Origin of the sequence: Streptomyces meridianus, from assembly GCF_023703325.1 — a bacterium.
GTDB classification, from domain to species: domain Bacteria; phylum Actinomycetota; class Actinomycetes; order Streptomycetales; family Streptomycetaceae; genus Streptomyces; species Streptomyces meridianus.
In genome coordinates, this window is record NZ_JAMQGM010000008.1 from 66,255 (window position 1) to 90,603 (window position 24,349).

The following is a 24,349-nucleotide window of genomic DNA, read 5'->3' on the forward strand; positions in this document are numbered from 1 at the left end:
GCGGCACGCCGCCGGCCGATCAGAGCTCGCGCAGCGCCTTCAGCCGGGCCACATCCGCGGCGTGCCCCACCTTGCCGCCCGGAGTCTCGACCACCAGCGGCACCCCGTCGGAGGCCGGATGGCCGAACAGCACACGAAACGCGTCCGCGCCGATATGACCGGTCCCGATGTTCTCGTGCCGGTCCTTGTGCGCCCCGGCGACGTCCTTCGAGTCGTTGGCGTGGATCAGCCGCAGACGGCCCTCGCCGACCGTGTCCACCAGCTCGTCGAGCAGGGCCTTCGTGCCGCCCGGTGCGGCCATGTCGTGCCCGGCAGCGAACGCGTGGCAGGTGTCGAGACACACCCCGAGCCGGGGGTGGCGCCCGAGGACGTCGAAGTACGGCCCGAGGTCCTCGGCCAGTGAGCACAGCGAGGAGCCCTGGCCGGCGGTGGGCTCGAGCAGCAGCCACGGGTCGTCGTCGTGCGTCAGCTCGTCGAGCAGCGGCCGTATCCGTTCGCCCGCCTGGGCCAGCGCCTCGCCCCGCGGCCGCCCGCCGGTCGCCGACCCGGTGTGGACGACCACGCCGAGCGCGCCGATGTCCCGTCCGCGGCGCAGCGAGTGGCGCAGGGAGTCGACCGACCGGTCGACCGTGGCGGCTGTGTGGGACCCGAAGTTGATCAGATAGGGGGCGTGGACGAACGCCGGGAGGGACTGCGCGGCGCAGGCCGCCCGGAACTCCTCGTCCTGGCGCGGGCTTCCCGGAGGCATGGCCCAGCCGCGGGGGTTGGCGACGAAGACCTGTACGGCCTCGGCGTCCAGGTCCAGCGCGTAGCGCAGCCCGGTCGAGGCGAGCCCGCCGGCCACCGGTACGTGGCTGCCGACCGGGTTGCGGCGGGCGGCCACGCCGGCGCGGGCGGGCAGCGCAGCGAGCGGTGAGGTGTCCTGCGGAGGGTGCGCCACACCACCAGGGTGCCAGGCACCGGCGGCGATCCGGCCGGTGCCCCCGGCCGGATCGCCGCCGGACGGACCTCAGCGCACGCGGATCTTGATCGTGCTGCCGCGCGGTGCCTTCTCGCCACCGTTCACGGACTGGTCGAAGACGGTGTCGCCGAAGAAGAAGCGGCTGACGTCGACGGTGAAGCCGGCGTCCTCCAGCTTCCGCTTGGCCTCGTCGAGGCTCTGCCCCTCGACATCGGGGACCTCGACCAGCTGCGGGCCCTTCGACAGGGTGAGGGTGACGGTGTCGCCGCGCGCGACCTCGTCGCCCTCGGACGGCACCTGTTCGGCGACCGTGTTCCGATCCTCCTCGGAATGGACCCGCTTGCCCGATACCTCGACCCGCAGCCCCGCCTCGCGCAGCTCCTGCCGGGCGTCCGGCAGGGACAGGCCGATGACGTCCGGGGCCTCCACCGGTTCGCCCTTGCTGACGGTGAGCGCGACGGCCGTGTCGGCGCGGTGCCGGCTGCCGGCCCGCGGATCGGTCGAGATCACCGTGCCCTTGGCACCGCCGTCGGAGAACCGCTCGGTGACCATCCCGGGCTCCAGGCCCGCGTCCCGCAGCCGTTGCTTCGCCTGCGCCAGTGGCATGCCCTCGAGGTCCGGGACCTTCACGATCTCCGGTCCCCTGGAAACGGTCATCGTCACGGTGCCGTTGTCCCGGATCCGCTCGCCGGGCCCCGGCTCGGTGTCGATCACGTGCCCGCGGTCGGTGACATCGCTGAACGCCCGCTCGGCGCGCACGTCCAGCCCCTCCGCCTGCAGCTTCCGCACGGCTTCCTGCTCCGGCAGGCTCCGCACCCCCGGCACCTGCGTGAACTGCCCGGTGTTGATGTACCAGACGCCGACGCCGACGCCGAACACCAGCAGGACGGCGGCCAGGACCGCGGCGAGTCCCCGCCGCGGCCGGGCGCGGCGGGAACCGCCGGACGCCGGCGGGGACTGCAGCACGCTGGTGCGGTTCAGTGCCCCGTCCCGGTCTCCCCGCGGGATCGCCGCGGTGCGGTCGGACAGCCCCTGCGCGACGGAGCGCACCTCGCCCGTGCCCTGGGCCAGCGGCGGCACGGCGTCCAACTCGGCGTCCGTGAGCGTCGAGCGGACCGCGCGGGCCTGCCCGAACAGTGCCACCGCGTCACCGGGCCGGGCGCGCGGGTCGCGGGCGGTCGCCGCGGCCACCAGGCCGTCCAGAGCCGGAGCCAGACCGGGGACGGCGGCGGAGGGCGCCGGCACGTCCTCGTGCAGATGCTGGTAGAGCACCTGGGCCGCGGTGGAGCCGGAGCGCGGCTTGGCGCCCGTCAGCATCTCGTACAGCACCACACCGCAGGCGTACACGTCGGCGGCGGTGCCCGCCGTGCCGTCCTCGATCTGCTCGGGGGCCAGGTAGGAGACTGTGCCCAGCAGGGCCCCGCCGGTGACCGTGATGTTCGTGTCCACGGCCCGCACCAGTCCGAAGTCGGCGACCTTGACCCGGCCGTCCGCCCCTATCAGCACGTTCTCGGGCTTCATGTCCCGGTGCACCAGTCCGGCGCGGTGTGCGGCGCCGAGCGCCGCCAGGACCGGCTCGAGGATGTCCAGCGCCGCACGGGGCTGCAGCGCTCCCCGCTCACGCAGCACGTCGCGCAGGGTGCACCCGGCGACGTACTCCATCGCGAGATAGACGTACGAGCCGTCCGTGCCCTGGTCGTACACGCTGACCACGTTGGGGTGCGCGAGCCGGGCGACGGACTTGGCCTCACGGATGAAGCGGTCGACGAAAGCGCCGTCGGCGGCGAGGCCCGGATGCATCACCTTGAGCGCCAGCACCCGGTCGAGGCGAGTGTCGACGGCCCGGTAGACGGTGGCCATCCCGCCCACGGCGATCCGCGCCTCTACCCGGTACCGGCCATCGAGCACATACCCGACGAGGGGGTCCTGGAGGGTCGTATCCACGCAGGGGAGTCTACGAGCCGCCCGGCGACGGAATCATCCTTGCCTCCCGAACCGGTGCACTCGTACCCCAACAGTGACAACCGGACCCCCTACCCTTGCCCCCGGCACCCGGCCGTGCAGCCCGACGGGGGGCTCAGCCGAAGGCGGGCCGCTCCGGGTCGAGGGCCGCCAATCCGTCCCCGGAGGAGGATGCGGTGGCGAAGTGCCGCCGCGGGATGCGTCCCGCGCGGCGCGCCAGCCGTCCGGCGGTGACCGCGTGCCGCATCGCCTCGGCCATCAGCACCGGCTCCTGCGCCCGGGTCACGGCTGAGGCGAGCATCACAGCCGCACAGCCGAGCTCCATCGCCAGCGAGGCGTCCGATGCGGTTCCCGCCCCGGCGTCGAGGATCACCGGCACCTCCGCCCGATCGACGATCAGCTGGAAGTTGTGCGGATTGCGAATGCCCAGGCCGGAGCCGATGGGTGAACCGAGGGGCATGATCGCCGCGCAGCCGGCGTCCTGCAGCCTCTGCGCCAGCACGGGGTCGTCGTTGGTGTACGGCAGGACGGTGAAACCGTCGTCGACCAGGGTCTCCGCCGCCTCCAGCGTCTCGACGGGGTCGGGCAGCAGGGTCCGCTCGTCGGCCACCACCTCGAGCTTGATCCAGTCGGTGCCCAGGGCCTCACGGGCGAGCCGGGCGGTCAGGACGGCCTCCCCGGCGGTGAAGCAGCCTGCGGTGTTGGGCAGCACCCGCAGGCCCAGCCTGCCGAGGACGGACAGCACCGATCCCTGCACGGTCGGGTCCAGGCGTCGCATGGCGACGGTCGTCAGCTCGGTCCCGGAGGCGGCCAGCGAACGCTCGAGCACGTCCAGGCTGGGCGCCCCGCCGGTTCCCATGATCAGCCGCGAACCGAACGACGTCCCGCCGATCACCAGCGGATCGGCTGCCGGATCCGCGGCGGTGGCCCCGGGCCGTAGGGGCACAGCGGCCCGCTCGGTCTCCTGCGTCTCGTGCAGCAACGGCTCAGCCTCCTTGTACGGCGGTGAGGACCTCGACGCGGTCCCGGTCGGCGAGTGCGGTCCCGGCCCACCGGCCGCGCGGCACCACCGTCTCGTTCAGCGCGGCGGCGACGCCCGACGGGGCCGTGGTGAGTGTGGCGACGAGATGGTCGAGCGTGGTCCCGGGCGGGACCTCGCGCGGTTCGCCGTTGAGGGAGACGATCATGCGGTCTGCTCCTGGGTCCGGGGCGGCCCCGGCCGTCCGTGCGGCGGGGGAGGGGATTCAGGGGGAGTCGGCGGATGGGGCGAAGCCCGCGGGGCGGACGGAAGGTGCGGCAGCCGCGGAGGAGTCCGCGGACGTCGTGAAGCGGTCCGGGGAAAAGGGCTGCGCCTCCGCCGTGAGCTCGCCGGTGGTCAGCGCCTCGGCCATGACGTCCCCGGTGACCGGGGTGAGCAACACGCCGTTGCGGTAGTGGCCCGTCGCCAGCTGCAGCCCGGGCAGCGCCGTCGGGCCGAGCAGCGGCGCGTTGTCCGGCGAACCCGGCCGCAGCCCCGCCAGCGTCTCGACGAGCGGCAGTTCCGTCACACCGGGCACCAGTTCGTGGGCGTCGCGCAGCAGTTCGTAGACGCCGCCCGCGGTCACCGTGGTGTCCCAGCCGAGCTCCTCGCTGGTCGCGCCCACCACCAGCTCCCCGTTCTCCCGCGGAACCAGATAGACGTGCCCACCGCGCACCACGGCCCGCACGGTCCGGGAGAGGAACGGCGCGTACGTCCCCGGTATCCGCAGCCGTAGCACCTGGCCCTTGACCGGGCGGACCGGCGGCAGCACCTCGGGCGGCACCCCGGCGAGCGCGCCGCTTCGACAGCCGGCGGCGAGAACGACCTGGTCCGCGGAGATCTCGGCGCCGTCCTGCAGGACGGCCCCCGCCGCCCGGTCGCGGACGACCGACAGCTGCCCGGCCAGGCCGGGGTGGAAGACGACGCCCGCCCGTTCGCAGGAAGTCAGCAGGGCGGACGCCAGCCGGCGGGGATCGACCTGGTGGTCGCCGTCCACCCGCAGCCCTCCGCGGACCGCAGGCGCCAGCATGGGTTCCAGACGCCGGCTTTCGCGCCCCGTCAGCCAGGTGGACTCCAGGCCGCAGCGCTGCTGGAGCGCGTGCAGCTCCCGCAGATGGGCCCGGTCGTCGGCGTCCAGAGCGACCGCCAGAGTTCCGCACGCCCGGTAACCGATCTCCTGGCCCGACGCCTCCTCCAGCTCCGCCGCGAACGCGGGATAGCGCCGCGCCGAGGCGAGGTTGAGGCCCAGCAGCAGCTCCTCGCCGTAGTGGAGCTCGGTCACGGCCGCGAGCATCCCGGCCGCCACCCCGGCGGCACCGCCTCCGGGCGCCGGATCGGCCACGGCGGTGCGCAGGCCGCGCTGCGCCGCCCGCCATGCCGTCACCAGCCCGATGATCCCGCCACCGATGACGAGGACGTCGCAGGATTTCCGCAGGCTGCCGCCGGGGCTGTTCGATGAGGTGCGCATGGACGTCCGTCTCCTCCCTTCGCCGGCATGACCCGGATCAGGTTCGTACGGTCGGAGGCCGCAGCAGCCCCCCTCTCAGCCCGGTGCGCCGGGCTCCCGCGGGTAGGTTGTTCCCGGCCGGGACAGCGGGGCGGGGCGACTCCCCTTGTCACGGCGTGCCGTTCACCCTAACGCCTCACCTGCCGCGACGAACCGAAGGAGCGACCGCACATGGCCCGATCACTGGACGGACTCGTCCTGGCCCCCGTCAGCGACCAGGAGCCCGGCCAGGTCGGCACCGGGACCCGGTTCGCCTACCGGGAGCAGGACGGCACGGTCTGGGCGGAGTACGCGGGCGGCGACATCGTCCGCGGCCATCTCGTCGGCACCCGCGACGGCGACCGGCTGGATTTCCGCTACGTGCAGCTGAAGCACGACGGAACGACGTCCGGCGGCCACTGCCGGAGCGCGGTCGTCGAGCTGCCCGACGGGCGGGTACGCCTGGACGAGGCCTGGGAGTGGGAATCGCAGAGCGGCAGCGGGACGAGCGTGGTGGAACAGGTCACCGGTACGAGCGCGATGGAACAGCCGACGACGTGACGCAGTGTCAGCCCGAGCGGCGCCCGGGCCCTCCCGAGACCTAGAGTGACCTTGTGAGCGGAGACAGGCAGGCGGAGCAGCGAGCCCTGATCGTGGGCGCGGGAATGGCGGGCGTGCAGACTGCGGTCGCCCTGCGCGAGCAGGGCTGGAGCGGATCGGTGACGCTGCTGGGGGAGGAACCCCACCAGCCCTACGACCGCCCGCCCCTGTCCAAGGCCGTGCTGCTCGGAACCGCCGAGGGGTCCGCGTTCGACATCGACTTCGACGCTCTCGGCATCGAGCTGATGCTGGGACGGCGGGCCACCGCCCTGCGCCCGGACGGGCGGACGGTCGACACCGACACCGGGCCGGTCGGGTACGACCGCCTGGTCATCGCAACCGGCGCGGAGGCCATCACCCTTCCGGAGAGCGCCCACCTTCCCGGTGTCCACGTGCTCCGTACTCTCGACGACGCGCGCCGGCTCCGGTCGGTGCTGGCGGAGCAGCGCGAGATCGTCGTGGTGGGCGCGGGCTGGATCGGCGCGGAGTTCGCCACCGCCGCCCTGGAGGCCGGCTGCCCGGTCACGGTGGTCGAGGCGGCGGACCGCCCGCTGGCCGACGCCCTGCCCGCGGAGGTCGCCGTCCACATGGGCAGCTGGTACGCGGACCACGGCGTCCGGCTGCTGACCGGCGCCCGCGTGGTCGCCGTCGAAGCCGGGGGTGTCCTTCTGGACGACGGCAGCCGGCTGACCGCCGACTCCGTGGTCGTGGGGATCGGCGCCCGCCCGGCCACGGGCTGGCTCGCCGGTTCCGGTATCGAACTGTGCCCCGACGCCTCGATCCGGGCGGATCACCGGTTGCGCACCAACCTGCCCGATGTGCACGCGGTCGGGGACTGTGCCTCGTTCCCCTCCGCCCGCTACGGGGCCCGCCTGCTCGTCCACCACTGGGACAACGCCCTGCAGGGGCCGAGCACGGTCGCCGCCAACATCGTCGGGGCCGTGCACGTCGTGGGCAAGGAGGAGTACGGACTGGACTACGACCCGGTGCCCTACTTCTGGTCCGAGCAGTTCGGCCGGTTCGTGCAGTACGCCGGCCACCACACGGCGGCGGACACCCTGATCTGGCGCGGGGACCCGGGCACCCCGGCCTGGACCGTGTGCTGGCAGCACGACGGCGTCCTGGTGGCGCTGCTGGCCGTCGGCCGTCCGCGCGATCTCGCCCAGGGGCGCAGACTCATCGAGCGCGGCGCCCGTCTGGACCCGCTCAAGGCCGCGGATCCGTCCGTTCCGCTGAAGTCGGCCGTGTCGTGACCACCGCCCGGCGGTGCCCGGCTACCGACTGTCGGTTGCGGATGGCAGGCTTGTCCCGTGACCGAGATTGACACCAAGACCGATGCGCTCGTCCCCGCGTGGCTGAACCTTCCCGAGATCGCCGAGCTGCTGGGGGTCGAAGTGACCCGCGTCCGGCAGCTGGTGAAGGAGGGCTCGCTGATCGCGGTGCGCCGCGGAGAGAACCGGGTGCTGCAGGTGCCCGCCGACTTCATCGGCGACGGCAGGATCGTCAAGGGCCTCGTGGGCACCCTGACGCTCCTGCGGGACGACGGCTTCACCGACGAGGAGATGCTGGAATGGCTCTTCACGCCTGACCCGAGCCTTCCCGGAACGCCGGCGCAGGCTCTGCGGGAGAACCGTGGCACCGAAGTGAAGCGCCGGGCCCAGGCCCTCGCGGTCTGACCGCGGCGACACCATCCGGTGTACGGGCCGGGGACCGCTCCCGGGCCCGTACACCACGATCCCGAGGGGACCATGACCACCGCGCGCGAGCAGCTGTCCGATGCCCGCCTCTATCTGTGCACCGACGCCCGGCGGAGGCAGGGCGACCTTGCGGACTTCCTCGACGCGGTGCTCGCCGGCGGTGTGGACATCGTCCAGCTGCGCGACAAGGGCATGGAGGCGGCGGAGGAACTCGAGCACCTCGAGGTCTTCGCCGACGCGTGCCGCCGGCACGGCAAGCTGCTCGCGGTGAACGACCGGGCGGACGTGGCCCACGCGGCCCGCTCCGCCGTCCTGCACCTGGGCCAGGGCGACCTGCCGGTCCCGGCGGCACGCGCGATCCTCGGCGACCGGGTGCTGATCGGCCGGTCCACCCACGCCGAGGCGGAGGTGGACGCCGCCGTCACCGAGCCCGGCACCGACTACTTCTGCACCGGGCCCTGCTGGCCCACTCCCACCAAGCCGGGCCGCCCCGCCCCCGGGCTCGCCTTGGTCCGGTACGCAGCCGCGCTGCACCCGTCCCGGCCGTGGTTCGCCATCGGCGGCATCGACGCCTCGAACATCGAGGCCGTGCTGGATGCCGGAGCGCGCCGCGCGGTCGTGGTCCGTGCGATCACCGAGGCCGACGATCCGGGTGCGGCTGCCACCGGGCTGGCGAAGACGATCCGCGAGCGGAGTGCGTGACGGCACCCTGAGTGACGGGCTGTCCGAGGGCTGGACAGGAGCCCGGTCAATCGGACATATGGGCTCGTCGATTGGGGGTGCGGGAGCCCGCTGGTTAACCTGCCCGTATGGCCCTTGGTACTGCTTCCACCCGGTCGGATCGCGCGCGCACCGTACGTGACCTGCTCGCTTCCGGCGAGCGATCGTTCTCGTTCGAGTTCGCCGCGCCGAAGACCGAGAAGGGTGAGCGGACCCTGTGGAACGCCATCCGTCGCATCGAGGCGGTGGCGCCCACCTTCGTCTCCGTGACGTACGGAGCCGGGGGGTCCTCGCGCGACGGGACGGTTCGCGCCACCGAGCGCATCGCGACGGACACCACGCTCACGCCGGTGGCGCATCTCACCGCCGTCGAGCACTCCGTCGCCGAGCTCAGGAACATCATCGGGCGTTACGCCGACGCCGGGATCCGCAACATGCTGGCACTGCGCGGCGATCCGCCTGGCGACCCGATGGGCGAGTGGGTGCCGCACCCCGAGGGAGTGCAGTACGCGGCCGACCTGGTCCGGCTGATCAAGGAGTCCGGTGACTTCTGCGTGGGCGTCGCGGCCTTCCCCGAGATGCACCCGCGTTCGACGGACTGGCAGAGTGACGTTCGTCATTTCGTCGACAAATGCCGGGCGGGTGCGGACTTCGCGATCACGCAGATGTTCTTCTACCCGGACGACTACCTCCGCCTGCGCGACCGGGTCGCGGCGGCCGGTTGCGAGACCCCCATCATCCCGGAGATCATGCCGGTCACGAACGTCCGGCAGATCGAGCGGTTCGCCCAGCTCAGCAACGCGGCGTTCCCGCCCGAGCTGGCGGAACGCATCCTGGCGGTCGAGGACGATCCGGCCGCTGTACGCTCCATGGGCATCGAGTACGCCACGGAGCTCTGTGCGCGCCTGATGTCCGAGGACATCCCCGGCCTGCACTTCATTACCCTGAACCACTCCACGGCAACGCTGGAAATCTACGAGAATCTCGGTTTGCATCAGCAGTCCTGACAGCGGCCGGTCACCGGCAGGAGAGGGGCGTACATGGGCTGGACGGTCCTCTATATCGCGTTCGGAATCGTCGCTCTGTGGCTGCTCGGCGAGGTGCTGCTGCAGTACAAGGCGCGGCTGCGCTGGCGGCTGCTGGCCTTCGTCGGCTTCCTGACCGTCGTCCTCGGTGTGCTGGTGCCCTCGGTGCCGGTGATCGGAGCCGGAGCGATCGCGTTCGCGATCGGCCAGACGTACGTCACGCTCTCCTTCCGCAGCGGCTTCTCCTCGGGCTGGTCGGTGCCCAACGCCCCGGCCTGGGCCCGCCGCCGGGACGACGACGTGCCGGAGTACGGCGAGGCGTACGACGGCTACGACGACCGGGAGACCTACGACGACCACCGTCAGGACTACGAGGGCCACGACGGCCACGAGGGCTCCGAGACCGCTCCTGACGCGGTGCCGTCCGCCCATGCCGAGGCGCCCGATCCCGTCTACACCCCCCAGCCGATGCCGGACGAGACCGGCCAGTACGGCGTCTACGACGACAGCGCCCGGCAGGCCGCCGAGCAGCAGGGCATCTACGACGGCTACCCGGGCTACACCGGCTACGGCCAGGGCGGACTCGACCCGTACGGCCAGGACGTCAACGCGGCGGCCCACAGCACCTACGGCGACGGCGGATATCCCGGCGGCCAGGCGGGCCCCGACGGCCAGGGCATATACACCGGCGGGCAGGATGCCTACGCCGAGGCCGGGTTCGACTACAACAACAGCGGGCAGTACGCCGGCTACACGGACCCGTACGGACAGCAGGGTTACGACCCCTACTCCGGTTACGGCCAGGGCTACGACACCAGCGGTTATCCGGCCGACCCCTACGGCCGGCAGCAGTACGGCACGGAAACGCCACCCGGCGGCGTGTGGGTCCCGCAGCAGCGCGACGGCGACCAGCAGTACCAGCAGCAGGACGGGGAACAGCCCTACCCCTACCAGGGCGGCTACGACAACCACGAGCCGTACGAGACGGGCTACGACGGCCAGTACCGCTACTGAGCTTCCCCCGGGCCGGAAGAGCTCAGGACGACCCCCGCCAGCCGTCCCCTTCGACGATCAGTCCGGCGACCAGAGCGCCGGACATGCCGGTGTGCGCGAGTCCGCCGCCCGGGTGAGCCCAGCCGCCCACCAGGTAGAGGCCGGGGAGCCGGGTGGTGTTGCCGGGCAGCAGCAGCCCGCCCTCCGCGCCGACCAGCGCGGGGCGCGGCACCGCACCGTCGGACGTCCCGGTCTCGGAAGCCGTGTCGGCGGGCGTGTGCACCCGGCGCCACAGCACCCGTTGCGGCAACCCCGGTATCGCCGCCGTGGCGGCTTCGACCATTCGGTCGGCCAGCCGCCCGGCCCTCTCCTCGTCCCACACGACGGGGCCGATCGGTGCCACGGTGGCGGTCAGCGTGACGGACTCGTGTGCCTCGTCGGGGCGCAGAGCCGCGTCGTCCGGGCGCAGGACGGTCACGGTGGGCCGCTCGCAGGGTTCGCGCGGGCCGTCGCCGAACACCGAGGCCGCTTCCGTCTCGGGGTCCGTTGTGTGCACGACGGTGCGATGCGCCGCCTCCGCCGGGCGCGTACCGCGCAGCGCCAGGCAGACGGTGAACCGGCCGGGCACCCGGTCGCCGCGGCCGTCCCCCTCCTGCGGTCCCCGGCCGGCGTGCGGGGAGCCGCCCCGCAGGCCGGCCACCGCCGACGGGTGGACTCCCGCAACCACGATGTCCGCCGCGGCCTCGCTGCCGTCGGCGAGTTCCAGCCCGGCGGCCTTCCCGTCCCGTTCCAGGATCCGCACCACCTCGGCGCCGAAGGCGAAGGCGACGCCCCGCTCCCGGCAGCGCTCGTGGACGGCGTCGGCGAGCGCCCGCATCCCGCCGCGCACGTACCAGGTGCCGAAGGTGTGCTCCAGATAGGCCAGAACGGCCGAACTCGGCGGCGCCGTACGGGAGTCGAAGCCGTACGCCAGGGCGTGGCTCTCCAGCAGGGCCACCTGGCGCGGATCGCGCAGTTCGTTGCGCGCGACCTCGGCCAGGGTGCGTGGCTGCTGCTTCCGCCCGAGCAGCCGGCGCCGGGGCAGTGCCGGATAGGGGTCCTGCCCCAGCAGAGCCGCGCGGTCCGGGCTCATCGGCTCCTCCAGCAGAGGGCGCCGGATGGCGTCCCAGGCGGTACGGGCCCGGTTCACCAGCTCGCCCCAGCGCTCTCCGGCACCGGGAGCGAGGGCGGCGTCCAGCGCCCGGACCACGCCGGCCCGGGAAGCGTTCGGCAGGGCGAGCCGGGTGCCGTCGGGGAACAGATGGACGCTCGCCGGGTCCACCTGGGTCAGCTCGACGCACTCCTCGAGCGAACGCTTCCCGGTCTTGACGAACAGGTCCCGGTGGACGGCGGGGAGATGGAGGAGTCCGGGCCCGGTGTCGAAGCCGAACCCGTCCCGCTCGAAGCGCCGGACGGCCCCGCCGTGGGTTGCCGAACGCTCGTACACCGTCACCCGGTGGCCCGCCGTGGCCAGCCGGGCGGCGGCCGCCATGGCGCCCATCCCAGCGCCGATCACCGCAATCCGTGCCATGGCCGGAACCCTAACCCGGGGTGCGGGCCCGGGCGTCCGTGGGCCCGGCCGCCCTCTTTCGTCGTCCCTGCTCAACGCCTGAGTACCCGTACCCAGACGCGGAGTTGAGTACGGATACGGATGGGCGCCGCACGGCCGGGACGGCAGAGTGGTGGTCACGGACGGGGGACAGGACCGAACCGCCGGCACGGGGCGGCGGACCGGCCCGGTCTCCTTCCGTACGGGGGAAGGCACCCACGGGGGAACGGGGTGCCCGGCGGGGGAGCCCTGCAGTGCAGGGAGGGGGACGGGGGACCGGAGCCCCGAGGACCGGGAGACCGGCCGACGGGATCCGGAAAACGGGGAACGGGGGAACGCGCCGTTCCGGCGCGGTTCGACGGGGGATCGGGCCGCGCCGGGGCGGCGTACCGACGCGGGCCGGGACAGCCCCGGTCAGCTGCCGCTCACGCGCCCCTGCAACAGCAGCGAGAGGGCCGCGTGGATGTCGTCCACCGACCGCTCCGGCTGGAAGGCCTGCCAGTCGAGAGCGGCCACCAGGACCATCCCGACGAGCGCGGAGGCCGTGAGCTGCACGTCGATCTCATCGTTCAGCTCGCCCGTGGCCACGGCGTCCCGCAGCACGTCCTCCACCACCGTGACGACCTGGCGGCGCAGCGTCCGGAGGGTCGACTGCCAGGCCCGGTTGGTACGCCACAGCTCCGCGACGTAGAGCTGCGTGAAGGCCGGGTACCGGTCGATGAACTCCAGGCCGGCCCGGATCATCGAATCCAGTGCGTCGACCCGGGTGCCGTTGTCGGCGAGTGCGGTGTCGGCCGCCTGCTGCAGCGACTGCGCGAGCATGCCCACGCCGTGCCGCAGGAGTTCCTCGAACAACTCGTTCTTGCTGGCGAAGTTGTAGTAGACCGTGCCCTTGGCGACCCCGGCCCGTTCGGCGATCTCGTCGACCGTGGTCGAGGAGAAGCCCTTCTCCGCGATCAGCGTGACGGCGGCTTCGTAGAGCTTCGTCCGGGTGGCCCGGCGTCGGGGGCTGGTGTCCATGGGCTGATTCTCCTCGCCCCGCAGGGTGCTCGTTCACAGGCTCAGCTCGGGGTGCAGCCGGTCGAGCGTCCACACCTGCTTGCGCCGTGCCGACCAGGCGGTGAGCGTGAGCGCCCCGAGAGTGAAGCAGGCCAGGACCGCACAGCCCCGCAGCACGGCGTCCGGGCTGCCCCCGGTGATGAGCCGGCGCAGACCCTCGACGACGTGGGTCATCGGCAGATAGGGGTGGACGGCGTTGAAGAACCCGGGGCTGGTCTGTACCGGGTACGTGCCGCCCGCCGACGTCAACTGCAGCATCAACAGGGCGAGCACCAGAATGCGTCCGGCGGGCCCGAAACGGGCGTTGAGCCACTGCACGATCGCCGTGAAGCACAGCGTCACCAGACAGAGGAAGCCGATCGTGCCCGCTGCCCGTTCCATGCGGAGCCCGAGCCCCCAGTGCAGGACGGACATCAGAGCGGCCATCTGTGCCAGTCCCAGGCCGGCCACGGGGAGCCAGCCGGCCAGGGCGATCCGCCAGGCCGGCGCCCCGGCGGCCAGAGCCCGCCGGTTGAGCGGCTGGATCAGCATGTACGCCACCATGGCGCCGACCCAGAGGGAGAGCGGGATGAAGTACGGGGCGAAGCCGGTGCCGTAGTCCGGTGCCGTGTGTGCGGAACCGGAGGCCAGGCGGACGGGGTCGGCCATGACCGCGGTGCGCGCGTCGCGGTCATGCTTGTCGTAGTCGGGAATCCGGTCCGCACCGTCGTGGAGACCGCCGGCGAGCTTCTGCGAGCCGTCGGCGAGCCGGTACATGCCGCCGTTCAGGGTGTCGGCGCCGTCGGACAGCTTGCCGATGCCTGCGTCGAGGGACTGCGAGCCGCGGTGCGCGGAGCCGGTGCCGGCGTGGATCTTCCCGGTTCCCTCGGCGAGGCTCCCGGCTCCCGCTGCGACCTTCCGGGCGCCGGCGGCCACCTTGTGGGCCCCGTCGTTGAGGGCGTTGACGTCGTGCACGGCGGAGCCGAGATCCTCGGCCAGGTGCGGGCCGCGCTCGGCGAGAGCGGAGGCGAGGCGGTGCAGGGTGCGCAGGTCGTCGGTGACCTTTCCGAGCGCCGAGGCGTTCCGGGACACGAGCCGGTCGACCCGCTCTGCTGCGGTCGCCGCTCGTTCGGCGGCGTCGGCGGCCTTCTTCAACTGGGGGCAGGAGACGTCCAGTCGGATCCCGGCGCCGCAGCGGGCCCGGTACACGGAGTCGATACGGCCGGATGCCTCGCGGGCGTCCTTCGCTGCCCGGGACGCCGATGCGGGCAGCTTGCCGAGGTCGTCCGCGGTGGTCTTCGAACCGAGCGAGAGGAGCCGCGCACTCCTGCCGATCTCCTCGCCGTGGTCCTCGAGGAATGGGCGGAGCGGTCCGGCGAAGCCGTTGACCCGGTCCGCGAGCTTCTGGGTGCCGCGGGCGACGGCTGCCGCTCCCGTGCTGACCTTCCCCGCGCCGGACTTGAGGGAACCTGCCCCGGAGTCCAGGGTTCCGGCCCCGTCGTCGAGCTTCCGGAGTCCGTCGGCGAGGGCACCGCTGCCGTCGCCGGCGTCCGCGAGGCCCCGGGAGAGGGCGCCGGCGCCCTTCCTGGCCTTGCCGATGCCGCGGTCGATCCGGTCGGCGCCCTTGGCGGCCTTTTCGGTGGCCGCGTGGATGTCGGAGAACGAGACGAAGATCCGGTCGAGGTAGGAGCGTGCCGTCTTCGCCGAGACGGCTGCCCGTACCTCGGAGAAGACCGTCCGCGAGATCTGCCCGACGACGTAGTTGTTGGCATCGTTGGTGCGTACCCGGAGCGCCCCGGCTCGCGGGAGGTCGCCCGAGGCGGAGGCCAGGCGCCGGCTGAAGTCGGACGGCACGGTCAGGGAGAGGTAGAAGTCCCCGTTCTCGACGCCGCGTTCGGCCTCGGACGCACTGACCTCGCGCCAGGCGAACACGCCGCTCTCGCGGAGCCCGTCGGCGATCTCGTCGCCGGCGTCGATGTGGTGTCCGCCGGCGTTCGTCCCGCGGTCCGCGTTGACCAGGGCGACCGGTATGCGGTCCAGCCGGCCGTAGGGATCCCAGAAGGACCAGAGGTAGAGCGCCCCGTAGAGCAGGGGCAGCAGCAGAACCGCGGCGAGGGCGGCGCGGGGGAGCCTGCCGCGGCCGAAGCGCTTCAGTTCAAGAGCGGCCAGTTTCGGCGAACGCATCCTTCGTCCCCTCGTTGTCGTGGTCTTCGGTGCCGGAAGCGGCGGCCGGTGCGGCCTCGGCCGGGGTGTCGTCGTCGGTGCTGTCGCCGGTTCCGGAGGCGCTGCCGGTTCCGGCCGGTTCCGGAGCGGGTCCGTTGTCCTTGCCCGTCCCGGATCCGCTCCGGGGACCGTCGGCGGAGTCCGGGCGCCGGTCCCGGGCCGTCCGGATCACCAAGGCGTCCGGTGGTGCCTGGCTGCACACGGCGAGGACGGTCGTGCCGGAGGCAGCCACGGTGCGCAGCAGGTCCCAGGCCTGCTCGCGCTCGGTGTCGGAGAGCTTGAGGTCGGTGTCGTCGACAGCCAGCAGGCGGGGGGCGTCGATGAGGGCCAGCGCGATGGAGAGCCGGAGGGATTCCAGCCGTTCGAGGTCGCGCACCGCTGTGCGTTCCTGCTTCGGGAGTGCGGCCGGATCGAGTCCGGCGGCGTCGAGCGCGGCGTCGATCCGCCGGCGGGCCTCGGCCGCACGCTCCCGGCGGGGCCGCAGCAGGGCTCGCAGCGATCCGGCGAACCGGCGCTGCAGCAGGGCGTGTTCACGCAGGTGCTCGGCGACGGTGAGCGCGGGATCGAGCTCGCAGACCCCCGGGACGTGGGCGAGCGCGCTGATCCGGCGTACCGCCGCCATCCGGCGCTCCTGTCCGCTGCGGCGTCCGCCGGTCAGCGGCAGCCTGCCGGTTGCCGCGTGGCCGGTGCTCGGCCGCATCCGGCCGGTGAGCACCAGCAGCAGACTCGTTCGTCCGGATCCGGAGGGCCCCTCCACGGCAATGAGCGTGCCGGGCTCCGCGGCGGCGTCGATGTCGCGGAACGCCCAGCCGCGGGGCCCTTTGAGGCCGAGCCGGGCGACGTCGACCGCCGCCCCGGGCGGGGTGCTGTTCACGGGGTCTCCTTGCCACAGAAGGCATTGAACTGACCGGTCAGTTCAAAAAGTATGCACCACGCGCCCGACTGCTTCCCCACCGGGTCCCCATCCCCGCGCACCCCCGACGTCAGGGGTGTTGATGCAGGTCGGGGTCGATTGTCAGTGGTGTGCCCAACGATGTGGGCACACGGCCGTGAGCCGTTCGCGACGACAGGAGGTTCGTCATGGCGATCTCGCCCGCCCTCCCCAGGCGTGCGCCGGGGGAGACCCGTGCCGCCGACGTCCACCCCGTGGTGCGCCGGTCGGGCGCCCCTCCCGAGGCTCTCGGGCTGCTCTCCCAGGCCCGCCGCGGGCTCGACGAAGCAGAGGGGCTGGAGATGCCCGACGAGCGTTATGTCACCGCCCACTTGGCCGCACTGCGCACCGCCGCTGCCGTGCTCGCCGTCCGGGGGCGTCCCGAGCCGACCGAGCGCAAGCGCCGCCGAATCCGCAGCGCCTGGGACGTTCTGCCGGAGGTGGTGCCCGAACTCGCCGAGTGGAGCGCCCTGTTCGCCTCGGGCGCGCCGCGACGGGCGCGGGCCGAAGCCGGCATACGCAACGCCGTCAGCCGCCGCGACGCCGACGACCTGATGCGTGACGCCGCCCATTTCCTGCGCCTGGTCGAGCGGCTGCTCTCGCTCCAGCCCGCGCTGCCGCTCCCGCGCGCGGCCGCCCCGGAGGAGGCCCGCGGGCAGGGGTGCGGGCCTGTCGGCCCGAGGCGTGCCGACCTGCCGAGCCCATAGGGTGGGGTCAGCACTGTCGTCATCCCGCCGCCAGCGGCGGTAGACCCTTCCCTGCTGCGGGGAAGGGGCCCACGCCGAGGAGTTAGCCGCCGTGTCCGACCCGCTGCGCCCCCGCGCCTCCCTTCGCACCGCCGTGGTCTGGGAGGTTCTCCGCGAGGCACTCGAGCGCCGTGCGAAGGCTGCGGGCCGCGACGTCCTCGACGTCCTCGACACCGGAGGCGGCACGGGCAACTTCGCGGTTCCGGCCGCCCGGCTCGGCCACCGCGTCACCGTGGTCGACCCCAGCCCCAACGCGTTGTTCGCCCTGGAGACCCGGGCCGCCGAAACCGGCGTGGCCGACCGGGTCCATGGTGTCCAGGGGGACACCGACAACCTGTTCGACGTCGTGGAGCGCGGAAGCTACGACGTGGTCCTGTGCCACGGCGTCCTGGAGTACGTGGACGACCCGTCCGAGGCGGTGCGCAGGACGGCTGCGGCGCTCCGCCCGTCCGGTTCGCTCAGCCTGCTCGCGGCCGGACTCGGCGGCGCCGTGCTCGCCCGTGCCATCGCCGGACACTTCACCGAGGCGCGGCACGCCCTGACGGACGAGGCAGGCCGGTGGGGCGAGAGCGACCCGGTACCGCGGCGCTTCACCGTAGAGCAGCTGTCCCGGCTGGTGACGGCCGCCGGGCTGGAGGCCGTCGCCGTGCACGGCGTCCGTGTCTTCTCGGACCTCGTGCCGGGCGGACTCGTCGACACCGAACCGGGCGCCGTGGACGCGCTGCTCAAACTCGAGGCGGCCGCGGCAGAGCTGCCCGCCTTCCACGCCGTCGCCACCCAGCTGCACGTCCTGGGCGAGCGATGAACGGTCGCACCAGCACCACGTGACGCGCTCATCACCCGTTCGGGCTCATCGCGGCTTATGATCGAGGGACACAGTCCGGCATGACCGGTGGTAGGTCAGGGAATGCACGATCCACCACCCGAACCGATCCGCCGGTCAGGGAACGGTGGGCTGGCGCAGAGGGGCGGGTTTCACGGGGGGGATTCCCTGCCTATCCTGAAAGGGCCGCACCCCGGTCGCCCCCGGCGACCGACGAGTAGGAGGACTCCGTGCCGCTCTCGGAGCACGAGCAGCGAATGCTCGAGCAAATGGAGCGAGCGCTGTACGCCGAAGATCCCAAGTTCGCGACAGCGCTTGAGGGAAGCGGGCTGCGCACGTACACCCGGCGACGGGTCTACCAAGCGGTTGCGGGCTTCCTGGTGGGTATCGCGCTCCTCATGGCCGGAATGGTCGCGCAGCAGATCTGGATCAGCGTGGTGGGATTCCTCGTCATGCTCGGCTGCGCCGCCCTCGTCGTCACCGGGTGGCGCAAGGCTCCCAAGCGTGGCGAGCAGCCCGCGGAGGGAACAGCGCACACCGGGCAGCAGGCCCGGCGACGACCGGCCCGCGGCCGGTCGATGATGGAGCGCATCGAGGAGCGCTGGCAGCGGCGCCGGGACGAGCAGGGGCACTGAGCACCGGCCCGTGGTCGCACGGCCGCGGTCCGGAGGCCCGTATCCGGGAACGCCGGACGATCCCGGAGGCCCGCTCGGGCCGGTGCCGTGGCGAGTGGTCGGCAGAGCACAGGCATGAGTGAGGGGCAAAGACCGTCGGTCTTTGCCCCTCACTCATGCCTGCGGGTGCTCCCGGAGGCACCGGGTGCCCTCACAGTCCCGGGACGCTCAGCCCCGCCGGGCGAACGGACGGCGCACTGTCACCACGCGCCGGCCGCGGACCTCCCACCACGAGACGACGGCCGCCCACCACCGGGACCAGGTCCACAGCACGCGTACCGAGGACCGTGGGGCGAACCGCGCCTGCAGCCGGCCCCGGAACTTCGCCGACGCGTGCAACCCGGCCCGGACCCGGCGCACATCGTCGGCCGACGCACCCCCGCCGCGCGGCACCGGGGCGTACAGCACCTGGTCGACGGCCTCCGCCAACCGGTGCGCTGCCTCGGCCGCAGGACCGCTGAGCCGTCCGCCCCGCACGATCGCCTCCGCCGCCTTCCGGGGGGTGCGCGAGTCGTCGGGCACGATGCCGTGGTCCCATCCCGAGTCGAGGAACTCCCGCCACGCGGCCAGAGTGCGGCCGGCCCCGTCCCCGGAACGGCCCAGCCGGTCCCTGCGCAGCTTTTCGCGCCACAGCATCGGCAGGAAAGGCAGCAGCACGACCACCAGCCCCAGGAGGACGGCTGCCGAGACCGCTCCCAGGGACGGCCCGGTCTCCTGCGGTGTCCCGATCTCCCGCTGGACGTCGCCCGGGCACTCGCCCAGCTTCTTCAGCTGCGGGGGGCAGGCGTCCGCGGACGGCGGCGCGGCGGGAGGAGCCTCGGAGTTTTCGGGGCCTGGGGTCTCGGGTTCGGGGTTCCCGCTGCCCGTGGGAGCATCGTCGACCGCGTACTCGGGGATGGTGCCCCGCGTCGGAGTCGGCTCGAACCGGGTCCACCCCACCCCCGGGAAGTACAGCTCGGGCCAGGCGTGCGCGTCCTTGAGTCCGACCGACATCGATCCGTCCGACTGCGGGGATCCAGGTGTGAAGCCGACGGCCACCCGGGCGGGGATCTTCAAGGTGCGCGCCATCGCCGCCATGGAGAAGGCGAAGTGGACGCAGAAGCCCTTCTTGTCCCGCAGGAACCGGGTGATGGCTTGCGAACCGTTGCCCGGCCGGACCTTGGTGTCGTACTCGAAGTCGCCGTCGGTGGCGAACCAGGTCTGCAGCTTCACGGCCCGCTCGTAGTCGTTCGAGGCCCCGGCGGTCACCTGCTCGGCGGTCCTCGCCACCACCGGCGGCAGCGATGCCGGGACCCGGGTGTACTCGCGCAGCACGTCGGAAGGCGGTGTCCCGGCCCGGGCGAGCCGGGCCGGGGTCGGCTGCACCAGAAGGCTCGTCACCCGGTACCTCACACCCCGGGTCGTCTGGTTCCGGTCGCCGACGAGCGTGCGGCCCGCAGGTTCGTACCGCCAGCGGCCGTCGATGTCCACGTCCGTGGCCGGGTAGGGGAGCGGCAGCCAGTTCTGGGCGTACCATTCGGCGGCCGACACGTTGCTGGTGATCCTGGTGGTGCGCACCCCCGGGCTCAGCCCGTCGGGCGGTGGCAGCGGTGAGGGCACGTCCGTGACCCGGCGCTCGGACGGCTTCCACGAGGTGCCGTCGAACCGGTCGAGAGCCACGATCCGCAGATACAGGTCCCGGGTCTGTTCGGAGTCCGTCCGGTAGTTCAGCACCTCCCGGTTGTCGGACTGGTTGAGGCTGTTCTGCAGTGAGACCAGCGGGTTCACGGCAGAGATCGTCCCGCCCGGCCCGCTTCCCGTGCCCCCCGCCCGGCGCGCCGCGAGGAGCCCGCCGTCCAATGACGGCAGCACCGTCGGGACCAGGAGCGCGACGCCGAGTGCCACCGCCCCGATCCGCCTCCCTGTGCGGACGGGCGCCAGGGCGGAGCCGCCGCTGCCGTTCCGTCCGGTGCCCGGCCACCCGGGCACACCACTGAACAGACGGCCCCACTGGGACAGCCGGTCCCGCCCCTCGGCCAGCAACAGGAGCAGATAGCCCCCGGACGCGAAGAGGAACCACAGCCAGCGGGCGCCGCCCTGGGCCAGCCCCGCCGCGACCGAGTACAGGGCCAGCAGCGGCAGCCCGGCCGGTGCCGCTCTTCGGTAGGTGACCGCGAGCGCGTCCACCGAGAGCCCGATGACGACGACCCCGCCGACGAGCAGCAGCCGGATCCCGATGGTGACCGGCGCCGGGGTGGCGAAGCGCCCGACGTCCTCCACGCCGGCGGCCAGCAGCCCCGCGAAGGCACGCATCGCGTCCGGGCCGGGCAGCACACCGGCAACGGCATGGCGGGGGACGAACATCAGGGTCAGCAGGAGCAACGCGACCAGCGTCTGCGAGGCCACCGTCAGCGGTCGGGCCAGCGGCACTCTGCGCGCCAGGCCGCCGACCGCCGCCAGGACCATCAGCAGCAGCGCCACCCGGAGGATCCAGCTGCCGGAATCCACCAGGGGGAGCAGCGAGCACGCGGCCATCAGTGTGGCAGCCGCCGCGCAGACCGTGAGCCGTGCCTGCCCGCTCATGCCCGCACCCCCGCGCCCGTTCGGGTGGGCGAGGCGTGCCGGTCCGCCTCCTGCCACAGCGCGGCCGGCCGGTCGCCCGGTGAGACCGGCAGCGCGATCCAGCCTGCTTCGTGCAGCCTCCTGAGCCGCGCCGCGACCGGATCATGTCCGTCGTCGGCCTCCCGCGACCATGCGGCGCCGTCCAGCACGAACGCCACCGCGGTACCGGCCTGTCTGCGCATGCGGGCGACCACGGCGCACTGCTCCTCGTCCAGGGAACCGAGGAACGCCACCAGCAGTCCCTCGTTTCCGCTCCGGATCGCCTCGTGGGCGGGCGAGAGTCCGGTGCCGTCCGACTGGTCCGTGACAGCGAGGGTGTCCAGGACGACCCCGACCGCCTCGGAGGAGTCGCCGCCGAAGCCGCCGGAGCCGTCCGGGCCGGGAACGGAGATCCCGGTGTCCGTGAGCAGCCTGACCGAGAAACCCTGTCCGAGCAGATGGACCGCGGCCGAGGCCGCCCCCGCAACCGCCCACTCGAAGGCCGAGTCGGGCCCCGAGCCGTGGTGGGCGACCTGCCGGGTGTCGAGCAGTACGGTGCACCGGCTCCTCTGAGGCTGCTCCTCCCTGCGCACCATCAACTCGCCGTAGCGGGCAGTGGAGCGCCAGTGCACCCTGCGCAGATCGTCGCCGTGCCGGTAGCCCCGGGGAATCACGTCGTCGTCCCCGGCCAGGGCCAGGGCGCGCTGGCGGCCGTCCCCGTACCCCTGTGCCTCGCCGGTGAACCGCACCCGGGGCAGCGGCTCGACACGCGGCACCACGGTCAGCGTGTCGTAGGCGCTGAACGCCCGGGTCAGCTCGCACATCCCGAACGGGTCGGCGAGCCGCAGCTGTAGCGGCCCGAGTGGGTAGCGACCCCGAAGGTCGGAACGGACCCGGTACGACACCTCGCGGCTCCCGCCCGCCTCCACCCGGTCCAGGACGAAGCGGGGGCGCGGACCGAGGACGTAGTGCACCCGGTCCTGGAGCATCAGCAGCCCGGTGGGGAGCCGGGAGACGTTGTCCAGGCGCAGGTGCACCCGGGCCTCGGAGCCGGCGGGCACCCGTGCGGGCGAGAGGCTCCGGGTGCCGGTGACCCGGTAGCGCGTGCGGTACAGCGCCACCACACAGCCGATCGGGAGCGCGGCCAGGAACAGCCCGACCCGCAGCAGATCGGACTGGCCCAGTACGTAGGCGCAGACGCCGGCCGCGATCCCGGCGGCCAGGAAGGAACGGCCGCGCGTGGTCAGCCCGGAGAACACCGTGCGCAGCCCGGCTGCGGAACCGCCGGCACGGCCCGCCCCGGCGCCGGCGGAGGACAGCCCGCCCCCGGTGGTCATCACGGCCTCCGGCCGCCGGGCCGCCCGCCGTCGTACAGGTGCGGCCCGGGGGGAGCTCCGGTCTCGGCGGACGGCACCCGGACGCTGCTCAGGATGTCCGCGACGACGTCCTCGGCGGTACGACGGTTCAGCTGCGCCTGAGCCGTCGGCAGCAGACGGTGGGCGAGGACCGGGACCGCCAGGGCCTGGAGGTCGTCCGGAAGCACATAGTCGCGTCCGGCCAGCGCCGCCGTCGCCCGGGCCGCCCGCACCAGGTGCAGGGTCGCCCGTGGCGAGGCGCCCAGCCGCAGGTCCGGATGGCGCCGGGTCGCCGCGACCAGGTCGACCGCGTAGCGGCGCACCGGCTCGGCGACGTGCACGGTGCGTACCGTGTCCACCAGCTTGGCGATCTCGTGGGCATGGGCCACCGGCTGGAGGTCGTCGAGCGGCGAGGTCCCGCCGTGGACGTCCAGCATCTGCAGCTCGGCCTCCGTGTTCGGATAGCCGATCGACACCCGGGCCATGAACCGGTCGCGCTGCGCCTCGGGCAGTGGGTAGGTCCCTTCCATCTCGACCGGGTTCTGCGTCGCGACCACCATGAACGGGCTCGGCAGTTCGTAGCTGTGGCCGTCGACGGTGACCTGGCGTTCCTCCATCGACTCCAGCAGCGCGGACTGCGTTTTCGGTGAGGCACGGTTGATCTCGTCACCGATCACGATCTGGGCGAAGATCGCGCCGGGCTTGAACTCGAAGTCCCGCCGCTGCTGGTCGAAGACGCTGACCCCGGTGATGTCCGACGGAAGCAGGTCCGGCGTGAACTGGATGCGCCGCACCGAACAGTCGATGGAGCGTGCGAGCGCCTTGGCCAGCATCGTCTTGCCGACGCCCGGCACGTCCTCGATCAGCAGATGCCCCTCGGCGAGCAGGACCGTCAGCGAGAGCCGGACGATCTCCGGCTTGCCCTCGATGACGTTCTCCACCGACCTGCGGACACGTTCCGTCGTTGTCGTCAGATCAGGGAGGCTCGATCGCTCGTCATAGGTCGTCACCCGGCCCTCCTCGGCCCCGTCGGGGGCCGAGGCCCCGACACGGACCCGGCCCACCATGCGTTGAGCGGCGCCGTGTCCGGCAGAGCCTGGAAACGGCGCCGCACCACGCATTCTTGCCGCCCGTGAGGCTTCGCGTCACTCGGCTGTGGACAACCGGGGGCGTCCCGGGGGCGAGAAGGTCCCTGTGAGCTCTCTCGAACCACCGGGTTCACACAGGTCACATGGGTCGGAGACGAGGTCTCAGCCGCGCGGCTGAACCTCCCGCAACAGGCCCGTCGACACGTCGAACACGAATCCGCGCACGTCGTCGGTGTGGAGGAGGAACGGCGACGTGCGGACCCGCTCGATCGACTGCCGCACGTCCTGGTCCAGATCGTGGAAGGCTTCCACGGCCCACGAGGGCCGCTGGCCCACCTCCAGTTCCAGCTCGTGGCGGAAGTCCTCGGTGAGGTTGAGCAGCCCGCAGCCGGTGTGGTGGATGAGCACGACGCTGCGGGTGCCGAGCGCCCGCTGGCTGATGGTCAGGGAGCGGATGATGTCGTCCGTGACGACACCGCCCGCGTTGCGGATCGTGTGGCAGTCGCCCAGTTCGAGTCCGAGCGCGGCGTGCAGGTCGATACGGGCGTCCATGCAGGACACCACGGCCACCTTGAGAACCGGCCGGGCGTCCATGCCGGGGTCGGTGAAGCCGGCGGCGTAGCTCCTGTTGGCCTCGATCAGTCGGCTGGTCACGGAGTCGCCGGCGTCCGGAACGAGGTCCGTGGATTCCGGGGGGAGGGGTGCGGATGTCGACATACCCGTGACGCTAACCCGTTCGCTCCCGCCACGACCCTGGTGGGGCCGGGCAAAACACACCAACGGCCCACCTTGTGACTCAAGCCACAGCTTCGTGGGGCCCCGCCGCCCCGGCGGACGTCCT

General features: G+C 72.8%; 22 protein-coding genes and 1 riboswitch. Of the genes, 9 read left to right on the forward strand and 13 right to left on the reverse strand.

All coding sequences use genetic code 11. The features are described from left to right. Window positions 1-19: 19 nt before the first annotated feature. The 5 genes from M1E25_RS03500 to thiO form a co-directional block, all read right to left on the reverse strand. Window positions 20-901: a deoxyribonuclease IV gene (locus tag M1E25_RS03500; RefSeq protein ID WP_251409663.1), complete on the reverse strand. Its 882-nt coding sequence runs from the start codon at window positions 899-901 to the stop codon at window positions 20-22. 108 nt (window positions 902-1,009) lie between these two features. Continuing rightward, window positions 1,010-2,905: a Stk1 family PASTA domain-containing Ser/Thr kinase gene (gene pknB / locus M1E25_RS03505; RefSeq protein WP_251409340.1), complete on the reverse strand. Its 1,896-nt coding sequence runs from the start codon at window positions 2,903-2,905 to the stop codon at window positions 1,010-1,012. A gap of 133 nt (window positions 2,906-3,038) precedes the next feature. Further along, complete coding sequence (locus M1E25_RS03510) at window positions 3,039-3,869, reverse strand: thiazole synthase (RefSeq protein ID WP_308290387.1); 831 nt, start codon at window positions 3,867-3,869, stop codon at window positions 3,039-3,041. A gap of 40 nt (window positions 3,870-3,909) precedes the next feature. Next, complete coding sequence (gene thiS, locus M1E25_RS03515; protein ID WP_251409343.1) at window positions 3,910-4,110, reverse strand: sulfur carrier protein ThiS; 201 nt, start codon at window positions 4,108-4,110, stop codon at window positions 3,910-3,912. Window positions 4,111-4,167: 57 nt separating this feature from the next. Continuing rightward, window positions 4,168-5,409 (reverse strand): glycine oxidase ThiO, encoded by a 1,242-nt coding sequence (gene thiO, locus M1E25_RS03520; RefSeq protein ID WP_251409346.1) that lies wholly within the window; start codon window positions 5,407-5,409, stop codon window positions 4,168-4,170. Continuing rightward, window positions 5,407-5,519: riboswitch (TPP riboswitch) on the reverse strand. (Overlaps the previous gene by 3 nt.) Window positions 5,520-5,619: 100 nt before the next feature. Between thiO and M1E25_RS03525 the strand changes: the two genes are divergently transcribed. From M1E25_RS03525 to M1E25_RS03550, 6 genes are all read left to right on the forward strand, one after another. Continuing rightward, complete coding sequence (locus tag M1E25_RS03525; protein WP_251409347.1) at window positions 5,620-5,988, forward strand: avidin-fold protein; 369 nt, start codon at window positions 5,620-5,622, stop codon at window positions 5,986-5,988. A 53-nt stretch (window positions 5,989-6,041) separates the two neighbouring features. Further along, window positions 6,042-7,280, forward strand: a complete 1,239-nt coding sequence (locus M1E25_RS03530) for an NAD(P)/FAD-dependent oxidoreductase (RefSeq protein ID WP_308290385.1) — start codon at window positions 6,042-6,044, stop codon at window positions 7,278-7,280. A gap of 57 nt (window positions 7,281-7,337) precedes the next feature. Then, the gene (locus M1E25_RS03535; protein WP_251409348.1) at window positions 7,338-7,703 is read left to right on the forward strand and encodes an Rv2175c family DNA-binding protein; all 366 of its coding nucleotides are present in this window, start codon (window positions 7,338-7,340) and stop codon (window positions 7,701-7,703) included. A gap of 72 nt (window positions 7,704-7,775) precedes the next feature. Beyond that, complete coding sequence (gene thiE / locus M1E25_RS03540; protein ID WP_251409349.1) at window positions 7,776-8,426, forward strand: thiamine phosphate synthase; 651 nt, start codon at window positions 7,776-7,778, stop codon at window positions 8,424-8,426. 107 nt (window positions 8,427-8,533) lie between these two features. Next, complete coding sequence (gene metF, locus M1E25_RS03545) at window positions 8,534-9,451, forward strand: methylenetetrahydrofolate reductase [NAD(P)H] (RefSeq protein WP_251409350.1); 918 nt, start codon at window positions 8,534-8,536, stop codon at window positions 9,449-9,451. 33 nt (window positions 9,452-9,484) lie between these two features. Further along, a complete protein-coding gene (locus M1E25_RS03550) occupies window positions 9,485-10,483 on the forward strand; it encodes a hypothetical protein (protein WP_251409351.1) in 999 nt (332 codons plus the stop codon). Between the two features lie 22 nt (window positions 10,484-10,505). Here M1E25_RS03550 and M1E25_RS03555 read toward each other — a convergent pair whose 3' ends face one another. The 4 genes from M1E25_RS03555 to M1E25_RS03570 all read right to left on the reverse strand — a co-directional run bounded on the left by M1E25_RS03555 (window position 10,506) and on the right by M1E25_RS03570 (window position 16,185). After that, window positions 10,506-12,032: a phytoene desaturase family protein gene (locus tag M1E25_RS03555; protein ID WP_251409352.1), complete on the reverse strand. Its 1,527-nt coding sequence runs from the start codon at window positions 12,030-12,032 to the stop codon at window positions 10,506-10,508. A gap of 432 nt (window positions 12,033-12,464) precedes the next feature. After that, on the reverse strand, window positions 12,465-13,070 hold the full coding sequence (locus tag M1E25_RS03560) for a TetR/AcrR family transcriptional regulator (RefSeq protein WP_251409353.1): 606 nt from the start codon (window positions 13,068-13,070) through the stop codon (window positions 12,465-12,467). Window positions 13,071-13,103: 33 nt separating this feature from the next. After that, a complete protein-coding gene (locus M1E25_RS03565; protein ID WP_251409355.1) occupies window positions 13,104-15,272 on the reverse strand; it encodes a YhgE/Pip domain-containing protein in 2,169 nt (722 codons plus the stop codon). Next, the gene (locus M1E25_RS03570; protein ID WP_251409356.1) at window positions 15,244-16,185 is read right to left on the reverse strand and encodes an ATP-binding cassette domain-containing protein; all 942 of its coding nucleotides are present in this window, start codon (window positions 16,183-16,185) and stop codon (window positions 15,244-15,246) included. The genes M1E25_RS03565 and M1E25_RS03570 overlap by 29 nt, the downstream gene beginning before the upstream one ends. A gap of 206 nt (window positions 16,186-16,391) precedes the next feature. Here M1E25_RS03570 and M1E25_RS03575 point away from each other — a divergent pair, with 206 nt between their 5' ends. The 3 genes from M1E25_RS03575 (at window position 16,392) to M1E25_RS03585 (ending at window position 18,446) form a co-directional block, all read left to right on the forward strand. After that, window positions 16,392-16,949 carry an SAV_6107 family HEPN domain-containing protein gene (locus M1E25_RS03575; RefSeq protein WP_251409358.1) on the forward strand — a complete coding sequence of 186 codons (558 nt, stop codon included), beginning with the start codon at window positions 16,392-16,394 and terminating at the stop codon, window positions 16,947-16,949. Between the two features lie 91 nt (window positions 16,950-17,040). Then, window positions 17,041-17,793: a methyltransferase domain-containing protein gene (locus M1E25_RS03580; RefSeq protein ID WP_251409360.1), complete on the forward strand. Its 753-nt coding sequence runs from the start codon at window positions 17,041-17,043 to the stop codon at window positions 17,791-17,793. Window positions 17,794-18,041: 248 nt separating this feature from the next. Continuing rightward, window positions 18,042-18,446, forward strand: coding sequence for an SCO2097 family morphological protein (locus M1E25_RS03585; protein WP_251409362.1), 405 nt, complete (start codon window positions 18,042-18,044; stop codon window positions 18,444-18,446). A gap of 207 nt (window positions 18,447-18,653) precedes the next feature. Here M1E25_RS03585 and M1E25_RS03590 read toward each other — a convergent pair whose 3' ends face one another. The 4 genes from M1E25_RS03590 to M1E25_RS03605 form a co-directional block, all read right to left on the reverse strand. After that, complete coding sequence (locus M1E25_RS03590) at window positions 18,654-21,047, reverse strand: transglutaminase TgpA family protein (RefSeq protein ID WP_251409364.1); 2,394 nt, start codon at window positions 21,045-21,047, stop codon at window positions 18,654-18,656. Then, a complete protein-coding gene (locus tag M1E25_RS03595; RefSeq protein WP_251409366.1) occupies window positions 21,044-22,402 on the reverse strand; it encodes a DUF58 domain-containing protein in 1,359 nt (452 codons plus the stop codon). Before M1E25_RS03595 ends, M1E25_RS03590 begins: the two co-directional genes overlap by 4 nt. Then, entirely contained in the window at window positions 22,402-23,430 is a 1,029-nt protein-coding gene (locus tag M1E25_RS03600) for an AAA family ATPase (protein ID WP_251409368.1), read from the reverse strand. Before M1E25_RS03600 ends, M1E25_RS03595 begins: the two co-directional genes overlap by 1 nt. Window positions 23,431-23,670: 240 nt before the next feature. Next, window positions 23,671-24,225, reverse strand: coding sequence for a beta-class carbonic anhydrase (locus tag M1E25_RS03605; protein ID WP_251409371.1), 555 nt, complete (start codon window positions 24,223-24,225; stop codon window positions 23,671-23,673). Window positions 24,226-24,349 lie beyond the last annotated feature (124 nt).